Origin of the sequence: Mesorhizobium sp. SEMIA396, from assembly GCF_024518615.1 — a bacterium.
Classification (GTDB): Bacteria; Pseudomonadota; Alphaproteobacteria; order Rhizobiales; family Rhizobiaceae; genus Mesorhizobium.
In genome coordinates this window covers 101744-116466 of the sequence record NZ_JANIFC010000003.1, presented here as the reverse complement: position 1 = coordinate 116466, position 14723 = coordinate 101744, and the positions used below count along the sequence as shown (strand labels likewise).

The 14723-nt window shown below is 64.1% G+C and carries 14 protein-coding genes; 6 read left to right on the top strand and 8 right to left on the bottom strand.

The genetic code is table 11. From position 1 onward, the window contains the following. Nucleotides 1-78 precede the first annotated feature (78 nt). A complete protein-coding gene (locus tag NP503_RS10000) occupies nt 79-681 on the top strand; it encodes a nucleotidyltransferase family protein (RefSeq protein ID WP_127266809.1) in 603 nt (200 codons plus the stop codon). Between the two features lie 110 nt (nt 682-791). Here the strand turns inward: NP503_RS10000 and NP503_RS09995 are convergent, their stop codons facing one another. After that, entirely contained in the window at nt 792-1787 is a 996-nt protein-coding gene (locus NP503_RS09995; RefSeq protein ID WP_127266810.1) for an aldo/keto reductase, read from the bottom strand. Between the two features lie 96 nt (nt 1788-1883). On the opposite strand from NP503_RS09995, the gene NP503_RS09990 reads away from it, so the two are divergent. The 5 genes from NP503_RS09990 (at nt 1884) to NP503_RS09970 (ending at nt 6802) form a co-directional block, all read left to right on the top strand. Then, the gene (locus tag NP503_RS09990; protein ID WP_127266811.1) at nt 1884-2774 is read left to right on the top strand and encodes a LysR family transcriptional regulator; all 891 of its coding nucleotides are present in this window, start codon (nt 1884-1886) and stop codon (nt 2772-2774) included. 56 nt (nt 2775-2830) lie between these two features. Then, nucleotides 2831-3403 (top strand): cytochrome b, encoded by a 573-nt coding sequence (locus tag NP503_RS09985; protein WP_127266812.1) that lies wholly within the window; start codon nt 2831-2833, stop codon nt 3401-3403. Between the two features lie 68 nt (nt 3404-3471). Next, entirely contained in the window at nt 3472-4047 is a 576-nt protein-coding gene (locus NP503_RS09980; protein WP_127266813.1) for a YceI family protein, read from the top strand. A 69-nt stretch (nt 4048-4116) separates the two neighbouring features. Beyond that, the gene (locus NP503_RS09975) at nt 4117-5103 is read left to right on the top strand and encodes a Gfo/Idh/MocA family protein (protein WP_127266814.1); all 987 of its coding nucleotides are present in this window, start codon (nt 4117-4119) and stop codon (nt 5101-5103) included. A 40-nt stretch (nt 5104-5143) separates the two neighbouring features. After that, nucleotides 5144-6802, top strand: coding sequence for an FAD-binding dehydrogenase (locus NP503_RS09970; protein ID WP_127270179.1), 1659 nt, complete (start codon nt 5144-5146; stop codon nt 6800-6802). Between the two features lie 35 nt (nt 6803-6837). Here the strand turns inward: NP503_RS09970 and NP503_RS09965 are convergent, their stop codons facing one another. The 7 genes from NP503_RS09965 to NP503_RS09935 all read right to left on the bottom strand — a co-directional run bounded on the left by NP503_RS09965 (nt 6838) and on the right by NP503_RS09935 (nt 14688). Next, nucleotides 6838-7776: an alpha/beta hydrolase gene (locus NP503_RS09965; RefSeq protein WP_127270026.1), complete on the bottom strand. Its 939-nt coding sequence runs from the start codon at nt 7774-7776 to the stop codon at nt 6838-6840. A 217-nt stretch (nt 7777-7993) separates the two neighbouring features. Then, nucleotides 7994-8776, bottom strand: a complete 783-nt coding sequence (locus NP503_RS09960; protein WP_127270028.1) for a carnitinyl-CoA dehydratase — start codon at nt 8774-8776, stop codon at nt 7994-7996. Further along, nucleotides 8769-10847, bottom strand: coding sequence for an acetate--CoA ligase family protein (locus NP503_RS09955; RefSeq protein ID WP_127270181.1), 2079 nt, complete (start codon nt 10845-10847; stop codon nt 8769-8771). The genes NP503_RS09960 and NP503_RS09955 overlap by 8 nt, the downstream gene beginning before the upstream one ends. Before the next feature lie 3 nt (nt 10848-10850). Further along, complete coding sequence (locus NP503_RS09950; RefSeq protein ID WP_127269386.1) at nt 10851-12014, bottom strand: acyl-CoA dehydrogenase family protein; 1164 nt, start codon at nt 12012-12014, stop codon at nt 10851-10853. Nucleotides 12015-12018: 4 nt separating this feature from the next. Beyond that, nucleotides 12019-13122 carry a carnitine 3-dehydrogenase gene (locus NP503_RS09945; RefSeq protein WP_127269385.1) on the bottom strand — a complete coding sequence of 368 codons (1104 nt, stop codon included), beginning with the start codon at nt 13120-13122 and terminating at the stop codon, nt 12019-12021. Beyond that, nucleotides 13119-13748, bottom strand: a complete 630-nt coding sequence (locus NP503_RS09940; RefSeq protein WP_127269384.1) for an HD domain-containing protein — start codon at nt 13746-13748, stop codon at nt 13119-13121. The genes NP503_RS09945 and NP503_RS09940 overlap by 4 nt, the downstream gene beginning before the upstream one ends. 22 nt (nt 13749-13770) lie before the next feature. After that, nucleotides 13771-14688 (bottom strand): 3-keto-5-aminohexanoate cleavage protein, encoded by a 918-nt coding sequence (locus tag NP503_RS09935; RefSeq protein ID WP_127269383.1) that lies wholly within the window; start codon nt 14686-14688, stop codon nt 13771-13773. Between the last annotated feature and the right edge of the window lie 35 nt (nt 14689-14723).

Sequence of the window (14723 nt, the reverse complement as noted above, 5' to 3'; positions counted from 1 at the left end):
GTTGCAATCTGGCCACATCTTTGGTGGCGCTATGGGCGAAGCATTGCGGATACTTGCCGAATCGCTCTCCAAAGGGCGATGGATCCTCTCTCCTATTCGGGCCTTCCTCTTGAAGAGCAGCGCGCGGCATTTCTCGCCATCGTGCTTGCCGACCCGCTGTTACGCGACGCGCTGGCGCGGGCTCGCACGCTCGACCTGCCGGACTGGCTGGTGGTTTCCGGCGCGCTCTACAACAGTGTTTGGAACCATCTGACCGGCAAGCCTTCGGGGTATGGCATCAGGGATGTCGACCTGTTCTACTTCGATGACAGCGACCTCTCCTACGAGGCCGAGGACGCCGTTATTCGCCGCGCGGAGAAGCATTTCGAAGGACTGCCGCTGCCGGTCGAGGTGCGCAATCAGGCGCGGGTGCATCTTTGGTATCCGCAGAAGTTCGGGTGGCCTTGCCCGCGCTATTCGAACGCCAGCGATCCCGTCTGCTATTTCGCGTCGAAGACGCACGCCGTCGGGGTTCGATACGATGCTGACGGGCAGCTGGTGTTGGTGGCGCCGTTCGGGCTGGATGATGTTTTTTCGTTCCGCATCACACCGAACCGGGTGATGGACAATCAGAAGACGCATGAGGCGAAGGGCAGACGCGCCCAGGAGTATTGGCCGGAGATCACTGTCGTGCCTTGGTAGGAAATGTCGGCAGGGCAGAGGGCGCGCTTCACGCCAGCGTCTCCCACCTTTTGCACCGCGCTGCGTACGAAAAGGGGGCGCCCGGCGCCCCTTTCGCTTACTCGCAGTTTTTACCCATTCACCAGCGCCAGCAACTCCTCAGTATAGCGCTTGCCCATAACCTTGTTGGGCGACAGCGCGTCACCAATAGCCTGCACCTCGGCCGCGCTTAGCTCGATGTCCGCCGCCGCCGTGTTCTGCTCCAGATGGCGTATCTTGCGCGCGCCGGGGATCGGTACGATGAAATCGCCCTGGTGCAGCACCCAGGCCAGCGCCAGCTGTGCCGAGGTCACGCCCTTTTCAACAGCCAGCTTTTCCAAGGTGGCGATGACAGCGGCGTTGGCTTCCATCGCCTCGGCCTGGAAGCGCGGCAAGGTCCGGCGCCAGTCGCCGTCGCTCAAGGCCTCGGGCTTGGCGATCGTGCCGGTCAGCAGCCCACGGCCGAGCGGGCTATAGGGAACGAAGCCGATGCCGAGCTCGCGGCAGACGGCGAACACCTCGTCTTCCGGGTCGCGGCTCCACAGCGAATATTCGCTCTGCACGGCCGATGCCGGATGCACGGCATGGGCCCGGCGAATGGTCGCGGCACTCGCCTCGGACAGGCCAAGCGCGCGCACCTTGCCCTCGCGCACCAGTTCGGCCATGGCGCCGACCGTATCCTCGATTGGCACGTTGGGGTCGACACGGTGCTGGTAGTAGAGGTCGATCACATCGGTGCCCAGCCGTTTCAGCGAGGCCTCGGCGACCGCTTTGACGTGCTCGGGGCGGCTGTCGACGCCCGCCATGCGGTCGAGGCCTGTACCTTCCTCCAGAATCCGGAAGCCGAATTTTGTCGCGATCGTCAGATGATCACGCACCGGCTTCAGCGCCTTGCCGAGCAGAATCTCGTTCTCGAAGGGGCCATAGACCTCCGCCGTGTCGAAGAAGTTGACGCCGATATCGACGGCGCGGTGCAGCGTGGCGATCGCATCGGCTTCCGCTTGGCCGCCATAGGCGAAGCTCATGCCCATGCAGCCGAGGCCGACGGGGTAGACGTTCAATTCAGTTCCTAGCTTGCGGGTTTGCATAACGCGTCTCCTTGTTGCGATGTGGGAGAAATAGCGCCTTGCCTTGTGTTCGATAATCGGCTTCCATCCGCACGGGCTGTACTAAAAGATAGATCAATGAATCGCGCGCATCTTTCCCAATTGGCCGTGCTGGCAACTGTCGCTCAATGCGGCAGCTTTCGGGGCGCCGCCAGGGAATTGGCCATCGCGCCTTCGGCTGTCAGCCACGCGGTATCCAGCCTGGAGGCGCGGCTTGGCGTTCGGCTGCTGGCGCGCAGCACACGCAGCGTCGCGCCGACCGAAGAAGGTGCGCAGTTGCTGGAGCGGTTGCGGCCGGCGCTGTCGGAGATCGACCTGGCGCTGGAGACGGCAATCGAGACGCGCGACCGGCCGGCCGGCAATCTGCGCCTGACCGTGCCGCGCACGGCAGCGCATTTGGCGCTGACGCCACGGCTGGGCGCCTTTGCGTCGGCCTATCCCGACATCGTGCTGGAGATCGTCATCGAGGACCGCTTCACCGACGTGGTGGAAGGCGGCTTCGATGCTGGCGTCCGGCTTGGCGAGAGCCTGCAGCGCGACATGATCGCGGTGCGCATCGGGCCGGACCTTCGCGGCGCGGTGGTCGGCGCCCCGGTCTATTTCGAGGTCAACCCCAAGCCGCGCCACCCGCGCGACCTGGCCGGCCACCGCTGCATCCGCTTCCGCTTCTCCAGCGGCATCCTCTACCGCTGGGAGTTCGAGAAAGGCCGCGAGACGATCGAGATGGCGGTGGAGGGACCGCTGATCCTCGACGAGGACCATCTGATCGCCCAGGCGGCGGTCGACGGCGCCGGGCTCGCCTTCGTCTTTGAGGACTATGTCCGCGCACCGCTCGCCGACGGCAGGCTGATCCGCGTGCTGGAGGACTGGTGCCCGCCCTTCGACGGCTTCTTTGTCTATTATCCGAGCCGCCGTCAGATGCGGCCAGCGCTCAGGGCCTTTGTCGATTTCTTCAAGGTGAGTGGATAAAGCGGGCTCGCCCCCCCTTGGTGGAAGATAACCGGCATCGCGGTCGTTCACCAACGATGCAAACATCGATCACCAACAGCACCACCCGCTATGGCTGGGGCGCGATCATTCTTCACTGGCTGATTGCGCTGATCTTCATCGGCCAGTTCGCTCTCGGCTTCGTCATGGTGCGGGTGACCAGCCAGCGCACCGCCTTCGAACTGATCCAGCTGCACAAATCCTTCGGCTTCCTGCTGCTCGGCCTGATCATCCTGCGCATCGTCTGGCGCTACGGCAATACAACGCCGGCGCTGCCGCGCTCGGTCGGGACTTTGGAACGTCGGGCGGCACCGTTGGCCCATTTTGCGCTCTACGCGTTCCAGCTTGCCTTGCCCTTGTCCGGGTGGGCGCTCGTGTCGGTCTCGATGCTGGAGATACCCAGCCTGCCGTTCAACCTGTTCGTCATGCCGAACCTGCCGCTGGCCGAATCGGATGGTGCCGAAAGCTTCTGGGCGGCGGCGCATTGGTATCTTGCCTATGCCGGCATGGCGCTTGTGGCTCTCCACGTTGCGGCGGCACTGCGGCATCATTTCCAGCTCAGGGATGGCGTGCTCATGCGCATGATCACGCCTTCGTCAGATCCGGAATAGAGCGAGCGGTTCATTCGTTCATGGAGTGAGGGCGCAGGAATGCGCTGCCTCCAACAAGGAACATCCCCATGTACACGCGCATCCTCGGATTTGCGGCGGTCGCCGCTTGCCTCGCCATGCCTGTTTCAGCGGCCGTCGCGCTTGGTGACGCCGCCGGCAGCTATTCGATCAGCCCGGCCAACTCCAGCATCCGCTTCTCCATCGGCAAGGTCGGCGGCGGCGGCCTGAATGGCGCCTTCGCCCGCTTCAAGGGCTCGATCCGCATCGACAACAGCGATGTCGGGCACTCGCAGGTCAATTTCACCATCTTTCCCGAAAGCGTTGGCACCGGCCAGAGCCGTATCGATGCCTTCCTGCGCTCCGACGCGGTGTTCGATGCCGCCAACAACCCGGAGATCCAGTTCCGCTCTACCAGCGTGACCCGAACCAGCGACACCACGGCCCTCGTCAGCGGCCGGCTGACGGCGCGCGGCAAGACGTTTCCGGAAAAGTTCATGGCCGAGCTTGGCGGTCTCAAGGCCGGGACGATCAAATTCCATGTCACCGGCAAGGTGCTGAGGTCGCGCTACGGCATGGATGTCGGCACGCCAATCTATTCCAACATCGTCGACTTCGACATGACGCTGACCGGCAAAAGGGGCTGACCCTCGTCATTGGCTTTTCCGGCGATTTCGGGCAAACCTCGTTGCCTGTAATTGTGATGGAGAAGCCTGATGTTCCGATGGGGTGTGTTGTCGACGGCCAAGATCGGCCGCGAGCATTTGTTGCCGGCGATGGTCGAGGCGGAGAACGGCGTGCTGTCGGCGATCGCCAGCCGTGACCTGTCGAAGGCCAAGGCGCTGGCCGAGCGCTTCGGCGCGCGCCATACCTTCGGCTCCTATGAGGAACTGCTTGCCTCCGACGAGGTCGATGGCGTCTACATCCCGTTGCCGACCTCGCAGCATGTCGAATGGGCGGCCAAGGCCATCGAAGCCGGCAAGCACGTGCTGGTCGAAAAGCCGCTGGCGCTCGACGCCAAGGACATCCTGCCGCTGATCAAGCTGCGCGACCAGAAAAAGGTGCTGGTCTGCGAGGCCTTCATGGTCATCTACCACCCGCAATGGATCAAGGTACGCGACCTCATCGCCAGCGGCGCCATCGGCCGGCTGCGCCATGTGCAGGGTGCCTTCTCCTACTACAATGTCGACCCCAGCAACATGCGCAACCAGCTCGATCTCGGCGGTGGTGCGCTGCCCGACATCGGCGTCTACCCGACCGTGTCGACGCGCTTTTCGACCGGCAAGGAGCCGCTGCGCGTGCAGGCGACGATCGAGCGCGACAAGACATTCGGCACCGACATCTACTCCTCGATCCGCGCCGATTTCGGCGACTTCGAGCTGTCGTTCTATCTGTCGACGCAGATGGCGGCGCGCCAGGTGATGGTGTTCCACGGCGAGAAGGGTTTCATCGAGCTGTTCTCGCCCTTCAATGCCGGGCTCTACGACCACCACCGCGTCGAACTGCACAACCAGAACCACACCGAGACGCAAGTGTTCCGCTTTCCCGGCACGCAGCAATACCGGCTGGAGGTCGAGACCTTCGCGCGTGCGGCACAGGGCGGCAAGGAGCGCGTCTTCACGCTGGAGGAATCCGTGCTCAACCAGAAAGTCATCGATGCCATCTTCCGCGCCGGCGGCAAAGAAGGCTGGGAGACAGTCTGACCCCTTGCATTGAAGTAGCCGGCTAATTCTGGGAGGAAAGATGGCTGACGATGCGGACGTGATCATTGTCGGCGCCGGTCTTGCAGGGCTGGTTGCCGCCGCCGAGCTTGCCGAGGCCGGCAAGAAAATCATCATTGTCGACCAGGAGCCGGAGCAGTCGCTGGGCGGTCAGGCGTTCTGGTCGTTCGGCGGCCTTTTCCTCGTCAATTCGCCCGAGCAGCGGCGCATGCGCATCCGCGATTCGCATGACCTGGCGTTGGAAGACTGGCTGGGCACCGCGGCTTTCGATCGGCCGGAGGATTTCTGGCCGCGCAAATGGGCGGAAGCCTATGTCGGTTTCGCCGCCGGCGAGAAACGCTCCTGGCTGATGCAGCGCGGCCTGAAATTCTTTCCTGTGGTCGGCTGGGCCGAGCGGGGCGGCGGCAATGCAATCGGCCACGGCAATTCGGTGCCGCGCTTTCACATTACCTGGGGCACCGGCCCCGGTGTGCTCGAACCGTTCGCCCAGCGCGTGCGCGAGGCCCAAAAGCGCGGATTGATCAGTTTCAAATTCCGCCACCGCGTCAATGAACTGACGCGGACGGGTGCTGTTGTGACAGGTGTGCGTGGCGACATCCTGCAGCCCAGCGATGTCGAGCGCGGCCACAAGAGTTCGCGCGAAATATCAGGCGATTTCGAGCTTCACGCGCAAGCGGTGATCGTCGCCTCCGGCGGCATCGGCGCCAACCATCAACTGGTGCGGGAGAATTGGCCCAAACGGCTGGGCGCCGCACCGAAGCGCATGATCACCGGCGTGCCCGATCATGTCGACGGCCGCATGCTGGCGATCACGGAACGGGCCGGCGGTTCGATCATCAACCGTGACCGCATGTGGCACTATGTCGAGGGCATCAAGAATTGGGCGCCGGTCTGGACCGATCATGCGATCCGCATCCTGCCCGGCCCGTCATCGCTGTGGCTCGATGCGCGCGGCAAGCGCCTGCCGATGCCGCTCTATCCCGGTTTCGACACGCTGGGCACGCTCTCCCACATCATGAGCACCGGCTTCGATTATTCCTGGTTCATCCTGACCAAAAAGATCATCCAGAAGGAGTTCGCGCTGTCGGGCTCCGAGCAGAACCCCGATTTGACCGGCAAGAGCTGGCGCCAGGTGCTCGGCCGCGCCACATCGGGCATTCCGGGCCCGGTCAAGGCGTTCATGGAGAAGGGCGAGGATTTCATCGTCGAGGCCGACTTGCCGACGCTGGTCGCGCGCATGAACGCGCTGGCCGGCGGCGAGCCGCTTCTTGAGGTAGCCCAGGTCGAGCGCGAAATGCGCGCCCGCGACCGGCAGCTCAACAACCCGTTCTCCAAGGACATGCAAATCACCGCTCTGCGCGGGGCGCGCGCCTATCTCGGCGACCGGCTGATCCGCACGGCCAAGCCGCACAAGATGCTCGATCCGGCAAACGGCCCGCTGATAGCGGTGCGCCTCAACATCCTGACCCGCAAGACGCTGGGCGGCCTGCAGACCGATCTCGACAGCCGCGTGCTGGGTGCCGATGGCCAGCCTGTTGCGGGACTCTACGCCGTCGGCGAAGCCGCCGGTTTTGGCGGCGGCGGTGTGCATGGTTATGCGGCGCTTGAGGGCACCTTCCTCGGCGGCTGCATCTTTTCCGGCCGCAGCGCCGGTCGTGCGGCGGCCGCTTCGGTGGGATGAGCCGGGGCCGGTCGGTCCTCAGAGTCCAGCCGCGATCACCAGCGCCAATCGCCCTGTCCAAGCGCGGTCACCGCATCGACGATCCGGGTGAAGCTTGCGCGGGCGCGGCCGACCGTGTGCCGGCCTCGGAGATAACCATGCACCAGCCCCGTTTCCTCGAACCAGGTTGCGCGTCCGCCCGCCGCCACGACCAGGTCGTGATAGCTCTCGCCATCCGACGACAGCGGGTCGCACTCGGCGGTGATCAGTACTGTCGGCGGCAGGTTGGAGAAGTCGGTGTCGGCGAGCGGCGACAGCGTGATGTCCCCGGTCCTATCCACGCCGCTGGTGCGGATGTGCTTGTAGAATTCGAGATCGCGCACGGTCAGCATCGGCGCTTCGGCGTGCTTGACATAGGAGCCTTTCGCGCGGTCTCCGCCGAGGCCGGGATAGATCAGCACCTGGCCAAACGGCCTTTTCGAACGGTCACGCGTGGCGTGACTGACGGCGGCGCAGAGATTGCCGCCGGCGCTGTCGCCGCACAGCACGATAGAATGATCGCGATTGGCGGCGGCCCATTCGAAGGCGCTCATCGCATCGTCGAAGGCCGCCGGATGCAGATGCTCCGGCGCCAGCCGATAATCGACCGAGACCACCTCATAGCCGGTGCGGGCACAGAGCTCGGCGCAGACATCGTCGTGGCTGTCCAGCCCACCGAGGATGAAGCCGCCGCCATGGACATAGAGCACCGTCACCGCAGCTTTGTGTGTGCTTCGGTAGGTGCGGATCGGGATGTCGTGCGTGGGCGTCGCAATGGCTGAGGTTTCGACCGCCACGCCTTCGGGATAGCCGGCAAAGAATTCGCGGCACATGCGGTCATAGATCCCGCGCTGCTGCGCGATCGTGTAGTCGATCGTGTCGGGCGGATAGTAAGAATTGGTCCGCTCTATGAACGCCCAGGTCTCGGCGTCGATGAGGGTTTTGTAATCGGTCATGGGTGCTGGAAAGGCGCCCAAGGCTGAGCCAGGGCGCCCCCCTCTGTCCTGCCGGACATCTCCCCCTCAAGGGGGGAGATCGGATGTTGCGAAAACTTTCGCCAACCTTCTGCGTCGCAAGAAGAGTGCAGAGATCGAAGCTGCCAATCTCCCCCCTTGAGGGGGAGATGGCCGGCAGGCCAGAGGGGGGTAAGCGCCATCGTTCCGGCGGTATCCACTACTTCCCCTTCCAAACCGGCTCACGCTTCTCCGCAAAAGCGCGAAAACCCTCCATGCCATCCTCGGAGCCGTAGAGGGCATCGACCGTCGGCAGCTGGCGGCGGGTCACCTTGTTCATGGCGTCCTGGAAGGTCAGCGCCTCGGCCACACGCGCGGTCTCCTTGATCGCTGCAAAGACCAGCGGCGGGCCGCCTGCGAGCAGCCGGGCGATCTCCCAGACACGGTCCTCGAGCTTCTCCTTGGGCAGCACTTCGTTGACCAGGCCCCAGCGATGCGCCTCGGCCACATCCATCCAGCGGCCGGTCAGCAGAAGGTCCATGGCGACATGGTAGGGGATGCGCTTCGGCAGTTTGATCGTTGCCGCGTCGGCCAGCGTGCCGGCGCGGATTTCGGGGAGCGCGAAGGAGGAATGATCGGAGGCATAGATGAGGTCGCAGGACAGCGCCAGCTCGAAGCCGCCGCCGACCGCCATGCCGTTGACGCAAGCGATCACCGGCTTGTTGAGGTCGCGCAATTCTTGCAGCCCGGCAAAGCCGCCGACGCCATAGTCGCCATCGACGGCATCGCCGCCGGCAGCGGCTTTGAGGTCCCAGCCGGCACAGAAGAACTTGTCGCCGGCGGTCTTGACGATGGCGACGCGCAATTCCGGATCGTCTCGGAATGCCTTGAAGGTCTCACCCATCAGCCGAGAGGTCTTCAGGTCGATGGCGTTGGCTTTGGGCCGGTCGAGGGTGACCTCGAGGATGGTGCCCTCGCGGCGGGTCGAAATGACGTCAGACATTCTTGTTCTCTCCCAGCACCAGCAGTGCGTCGGCGATCCAGGCGCCCTTGCCTTCGCTGCAGACGATCAGCGGGTTGATGTCGAGTTCCTCGATCTCACCGGCATTCTGCTGCACGAAGGCGGCAATGCCCGAAATGGCATCGATGGCAGCCGCGACATCGGCTTTTGGCCGGCCGCGATAGCCCTCGAGCAGCGGGAACAGTTTCAGGCCGCGCAGCGCCGCCTCGATATCGTCGCGCGTCGCCGGCAGCATCAGCGTGACGCTGTCGCGCAACAATTCGACCAGCACGCCGCCGGTGCCCAAGGTCATCACCGCACCGAACATCGGGTCGCGGGTGAAGCCGACGATGAGCTCGGCGACACCGTCGCGCACCATGCGCTCGACATAGAGCCCGGTGCCGAGCGGCAAGAGGTCATGCGCCGCGGTGCTGACGGATTCGGCATCCCTGAGGTTGAGCCTGACGGCGCCAACTTCGGATTTGTGGCTGACGCCGAGCGCCTTCAGTGCGACGGGAAAGCCGAGCGCCATCGACGAAATCACCGCCTCGACCGCATTGGCGGCCCGTTCGCCTTTCGGCACCGGCAGGCCGGCCTTGATCAGCCGCGATTTTGCTTCGGCCTCGTCGGGCGTGACATGGTCGCCACCAGGCGCACCGGCAGCAGAAGTGTCGATCGGCTGCGCCTGCGGTTCGGCCCAAGCCCAGCCGATGAAGGCCGCCGCCCCGGCGGCATCCATGGCTTCCGAAATGCCGAACAACGGCACCATGCCGCGCGCCATCAGTTCGGCGGTGTACTCCTCCGGCAGGTTTTCCGGCAGCGACGAGACGATCGCGCCATGCGCCTTGTTGGTCTTCAGCGCCGATTCGAAGGCGCGCAGCGTCGCCCACCAATCGGTGACCGAACAACGATCAGGTCGCGGAAAATCCAGCACCAGCATGTTGAGGTCGAAGCCGCCCGACACCATTGCGGTGAAGGTGGCGGTCATCGCCGGCTCGTTGTTCCAGATGAAGGTGTGATAGTCCAAGGGATTGGCGACCGCGACCAGCGGCCCGAGCGTCGATTTGACATGGGCGCGGTGGCTGTCGGTCAGCACAGGGAAATTGACCCAGCGCCCTTCGGCGCTGTCGGCCATGACAGAGGCCTCGCCGCCGGAGCAGCTCATCGACGACAGCCTATAGCCGGGCAAAGGTCCGGTGATGTGCAGCAGCTTCAGCGCTTCGATGAAGGCGGGAATCGAATCGACACGCGCAATGCCGAGCCGCCGCAGGAACGCACCCGAGGCCGCATCCGAGCCGGCCAGCGACGCGGTATGCGAGACGGTCGCCTGCCTGGCCTGTTCGGAACGGCCGACCTTCATGGCGATGATCGGCTTTTTCAGCTCGCGCGCCCGTGCTGCCAGCCGCTCGAAGCCGGCTACCGAATCGAAAGCCTCGATGTGCAGGCCGAGCGACGTGACCCGCTCGTCCTCGATCAGGCCAAGCGCCATTTCGGACAGCCCGGTCTGCGCCTGGTTTCCGGCGGTCATCAGGAAAGCGATCGGCAGGCCGCGCCTTTGCATCGTCATGTTGATGGCGATGTTGGAGGACTGGGTGATGATGGCGACGCCCTTGCCGCCCTCGGCCAGTCTTATGCCGCCATGCTGGTCGGGCCACAGCAGCGCGCCGTCGGCATAATTGATCAGGCCGTAGCAATTCGGCCCGATGATCGGCATCGAGCCGGCTGCCGCAACCAGCTCGGCCTGCAGCCGCTCGCCGTCGTCGTCGTAGGCCTCGGTCTCAAGGAAGCCGGCGGCAAAGCAGACGGCGCCGCCGGCGCCGCGCTCGGCCAGCGCCTTGATCACCTCGATGGTCAAATGCCGGTTGACGCCGACAAAGGCGGCGTCCGGCGCGTCAGGCAAATCGGCGACCGAACGATAGGCCTTGCGGCCCGCGACCTCGTCCTTGGTCGGATGCACCGGCCAGATCTCGCCGGCAAAGCCCATCTTGATCGATTGCGCGACGACGGCCGCGGCCTGCGCACCGCCGAAGACGGCGATCGATTTCGGCCGCAGGAGACGCTCAAGTTTATGCATATGTTATGCCCCGAACGGACGCAGCAGCGCCCTTGAAATAATGTGGCGCTGGATCTCTGACGTGCCTTCCCAGATGCGCTCGACGCGCGCGTCGCGCCAGATGCGCTCCAGTGGCAAATCGTCCATCAGTCCCATGCCGCCATGAATCTGGATCGCCTCATCGGCAACGTATGCAAGCATCTCGGTGGCCTTCAGCTTGGCCATGGCCATGTCCTGATCGGTGACAGTGCCCTGATCGTACTTCCAGCCGGCTTCGAACACCATCAGGTCGGCGGCCTTCAATTCGGTCGCCATGTCGGCAAGCTTGAACGACACGCCCTGGAACTTGCCGATCTGCTGGCCGAACTGCTGGCGCTGCGCGGCATACTCGATGGCATGGCCAAGCGCCCGCTCGGCGCGGCCGAGGCAGGTGGCGCCGACCTGCAGCCGGGTGGCGCCGAGCCATGAATTGGCGACGTCGAACCCCTTGTGGACTTCGCCCAACACTTGGGCGGCGGGAAGCCGGCAATCGTCGAATTCGAGGATGGCGTTGGTGTAGCCGCGATGCGAGACGTTGCGGTAGCCATCGCGGACGGTGAAGCCCTTCGTCCCTTTGTCGACGAAGAATGCGGTGATCTTCTTGCGTTTGCCGCGCGGCGAATCCTCTTCGCCGGAAGCCATGAAAACGATGGCAAAGTCGGCGAGGTCGGCGTGGGAGATAAAATGCTTGGTGCCGTTGAGTACCCAGTCGTCGCCGTCCTGTACCGCCGTCGCCTTCATGCCGCGCAAATCGGAGCCTGCGCCCGGCTCGGTCATCGCCAGACAGTCCCATTTCTCGCCGCGGATGCAGGGGAACAGGTACTTTTCGCGCTGCTCCGGCGTGCCGGCCAAAAGGATGTTGGAGGGCCGCGCCACGCAGGTCCAGTGCAGCGCGTAATTGGCGCGGCCAAGCTCCTTTTCGTAGAGCAGCCAAGTCACCGTATCGAGGCCAGCACCGCCGACATCGGCCGGCATGTTGGCGGCATAGAGCCCGGCTTCGATCGCCTTGACCTTGATCTCCTCGATCAGGTCGCGGCGCAGCACGCCGGTGCGCTCGACCTCGCGCTCATGCGGGTAAAGCTCGTTCTCGACGAACGCACGCGTCGTCTCGACGATGAGCCTCTGTTCCTCCGACAGCCCGAAATCCATGCTCTCAGCCTTTCTTCTTGCCGGGCTTTTTCTTCGGCTTTTCGGCTTTCTTGACCGGTTTCAAGGCTTTGGCCTTCTCGGCAGCCTTGGAGGCCGTGGGCTTCTTCGCCGCCAGCTTGGCCAGCTGCCTGGTATAGTCCTTGTGCAGGGCGCCGGCGCCCCAGCCCTTGCCTTTGTTCTGCTTCGACAGCGCATCCATGATGGCGACCAGATTGTCGTCGCGGATTTTTTCCAGCTCGCGGATCGACAGCCCATGCGCCTGGTCGTCCGACTGCGTGGCGATCAGGTCGACCAGTTCGTCGTTGAACTCCGGCACATCCATCAGCTTGGTCCATGGCCATTTCAGGCAGGGCCCGAACTGCGCCATGAAGTGGCGCATGCCGGCCTCGCCACCGGCGACGCGATAGACCTGGAACATGCCCATCTGCGCCCAGCGCAGGCCGAAGCCATAGCGCATGATGTCGTCGAGTTCCTCGACCGTGCAGATGCCGTCCTTGATCAGCCACAGCGCCTCGCGCCATGCCGCTTCGAGCAGGCGGTCGCCGACGAAGGCCTCGATCTCCTTGCGGATGACGACCGGCTTCATGCCGATCGAGGCATACATCTCCTTGGCGACCTCGATCGCCTCGGGAAAGGTCTGCTCGCCGCCCACGATCTCGACCAGCGGCAGGAGATAGACCGGGTTGAACGGATGGCCGACGACCAGCCGCTCCGGATGCTTCTTCATCGCCACCTGCATGTCGGTTGGCTTGATGCCGGAGGTCGAGGAACCGACAATCGCATTGGCCGGCGCGTGGGTATCGATCTCGGCGAGCACCCGGTGCTTGAGGTCGAGCCGTTCCGGCACGCTTTCCTGAATGAAATCGGCATCGGCCACTGCCTCGGCGATGGTCTTGGCAAAGGTCAGCTTGCCCTCTTTCGGCAAACCGCCGGGTACCATCTGCTTGTAGGCGCGGCGCGCGCCCTTCATCACTTCGCCGACCTTGCGCGACGCCTCGGGATCGGGATCGAAGATCGACACGTCGATGCCGTTGAGCAGCAGCCGCGCCACCCAGCCGGCGCCGATGACGCCGCCACCGATGGCGGCTGCCTTGTTGATGATGCTCATGCGGAAGCTCCGGTTCTGGTCATGGCGGTTGTGGGATCTATGAGCGGCACGCGTTCGCCGGCGCGGATCACGGACGGGTCGTATGCCTTGCGGGCGAAGACTTCGAGGACGAAGGGCCGGAAGAATTCGATCGGCAGCGTGTCATAATCGGGGTCGAAGCTGGACTGGTCCCAGCGTTCGCAAAACTGGTCGCAATCGTCGAAATAGGCGTGGCCGGCAAAGCGGTCGCGCGCATGGCGGTTACCGCCGAGGTGATGGGCATAGTAGAGCCGCTGGAAGTCGCCATGTTTCTCCACCACCCAAGTGCATTGTTCGCGCACGAAGGGTTTGAGGATCGAAGCGGCATATTCATCGTGATTGTAAGGCGCATAGATGTCGCCGATGTCGTGCAGTAGCGCGCAGGCGATCCAGTCGGTGTCGGCGCCGTCGCGCCAGGCACGCGTCGCCGCCTGCAGCGAATGGCCGAGCCGGGTGATCTTGTAGCCCGATAGGCCCGCGTCGAGCTGCACCAGCGCGTCGAGCAGCCGCTCGCCGGTCCTGGCCGCGTAGTCGATCTCATGCGCGGTCAGGAACTCGTAGTCGTCCCGGTCGCCATCCTTCATTGCGGTGAATTTTACGGTAGTCATGCCGACCCTCCCGACGAATAATTCATGCCGCGATCGGCGCCCGCTTGGTGAGGTTGAGCTTCTGCCGTACCTCTTCCGGCCCAAGAATCCTGGCGCCGAGATTGGTGACGATGCTGGCGGCGCGCTCGACCAACTGCGCATTGGTCGCCAGTACGCCCTTGTCGAGCCATAGATTGTCTTCCAGCCCGACGCGGACATTGCCGCCGGCCAGCACCGCCGCAGCAGCATAGGCCATCTGGTTGCGGCCGATGGCAAAGGCCGACCAGTTCCAGGTCGACGGCACATTGTTGACCATGGCCATGAAGGTGTTGAGGTCGTCCGGCGCCCCCCACGGCACGCCCATGCAGAGCTGCACCAGCGCATCGGGGTTGAGCACCTTTTCCTCGACCAGCTGCTTGGCGAACCACAAATGGCCAGTGTCGAAGGCCTCGATCTCCGGCTTGACGCCAAGCGCCGTCATCATGCCGCCCATGGCGCGCAGCATGCCTGGCGTGTTGGTCATGACATAGTCGGCCTCGGCGAAATTCATGGTGCCGCAGTCGAGCGTGCAGATTTCCGGCAGGCATTGGCGCACATGTTCCATGCGGTTGGTGGCGCCGCCCATGTCGGTGCCTTTTTCGTTGAGCGGCAACGGCGCTTCCGGCGATCCGAACACCATGTCGCCGCCCATGCCGGCGGTCAGGTTCAGCACGACGTCGACATTGGCCTCGCGGATGCGCTCGGTCACTTCGCGGTAGAGATGCACATCGCGCCTGGGCTTGCCGGTCTCGGGATCGCGGACGTGGCAGTGCACGATTGCGGCGCCAGCCTTGGCCGCGTCGATGGCCGAATCGGCGATCTGCTTTGGCGAGCGCGGCACATGAGGGCTGCGGTCCTGCGACCCGCCGGACCCGGTCACGGCACAGGTAATGAAGACCTCACGGTTCATCGCAAGCGGCATAGAACTCTCCTCCGAAAGAACAGTCCACAACAATG

Excerpts from the sequence above, each read along its gene's own strand:
- NP503_RS09975 (WP_127266814.1), top strand. The coding sequence starts at position 4,117 with ATGTTCCGATGGGGTGTGTTGTCGACGGCCAAGATCGGCCGCGAGCAT.
- NP503_RS09970 (WP_127270179.1), top strand. The coding sequence starts at position 5,144 with ATGGCTGACGATGCGGACGTGATCATTGTCGGCGCCGGTCTTGCAGGG.
- NP503_RS09995 (WP_127266810.1), bottom strand. The coding sequence starts at position 1,787 with ATGCAAACCCGCAAGCTAGGAACTGAATTGAACGTCTACCCCGTCGGC.
- NP503_RS09935 (WP_127269383.1), bottom strand. The coding sequence starts at position 14,688 with ATGCCGCTTGCGATGAACCGTGAGGTCTTCATTACCTGTGCCGTGACC.
- NP503_RS09965 (WP_127270026.1), bottom strand. The coding sequence starts at position 7,776 with ATGACCGATTACAAAACCCTCATCGACGCCGAGACCTGGGCGTTCATA.
- NP503_RS09945 (WP_127269385.1), bottom strand. The coding sequence starts at position 13,122 with ATGAGCATCATCAACAAGGCAGCCGCCATCGGTGGCGGCGTCATCGGC.
- NP503_RS09985 (WP_127266812.1), top strand. The coding sequence starts at position 2,831 with ATGCAAACATCGATCACCAACAGCACCACCCGCTATGGCTGGGGCGCG.
- NP503_RS10000 (WP_127266809.1), top strand. The coding sequence starts at position 79 with ATGGATCCTCTCTCCTATTCGGGCCTTCCTCTTGAAGAGCAGCGCGCG.
- NP503_RS09990 (WP_127266811.1), top strand. The coding sequence starts at position 1,884 with ATGAATCGCGCGCATCTTTCCCAATTGGCCGTGCTGGCAACTGTCGCT.
- NP503_RS09960 (WP_127270028.1), bottom strand. The coding sequence starts at position 8,776 with ATGTCTGACGTCATTTCGACCCGCCGCGAGGGCACCATCCTCGAGGTC.
- NP503_RS09980 (WP_127266813.1), top strand. The coding sequence starts at position 3,472 with ATGTACACGCGCATCCTCGGATTTGCGGCGGTCGCCGCTTGCCTCGCC.
- NP503_RS09940 (WP_127269384.1), bottom strand. The coding sequence starts at position 13,748 with ATGACTACCGTAAAATTCACCGCAATGAAGGATGGCGACCGGGACGAC.
- NP503_RS09955 (WP_127270181.1), bottom strand. The coding sequence starts at position 10,847 with ATGCATAAACTTGAGCGTCTCCTGCGGCCGAAATCGATCGCCGTCTTC.
- NP503_RS09950 (WP_127269386.1), bottom strand. The coding sequence starts at position 12,014 with ATGGATTTCGGGCTGTCGGAGGAACAGAGGCTCATCGTCGAGACGACG.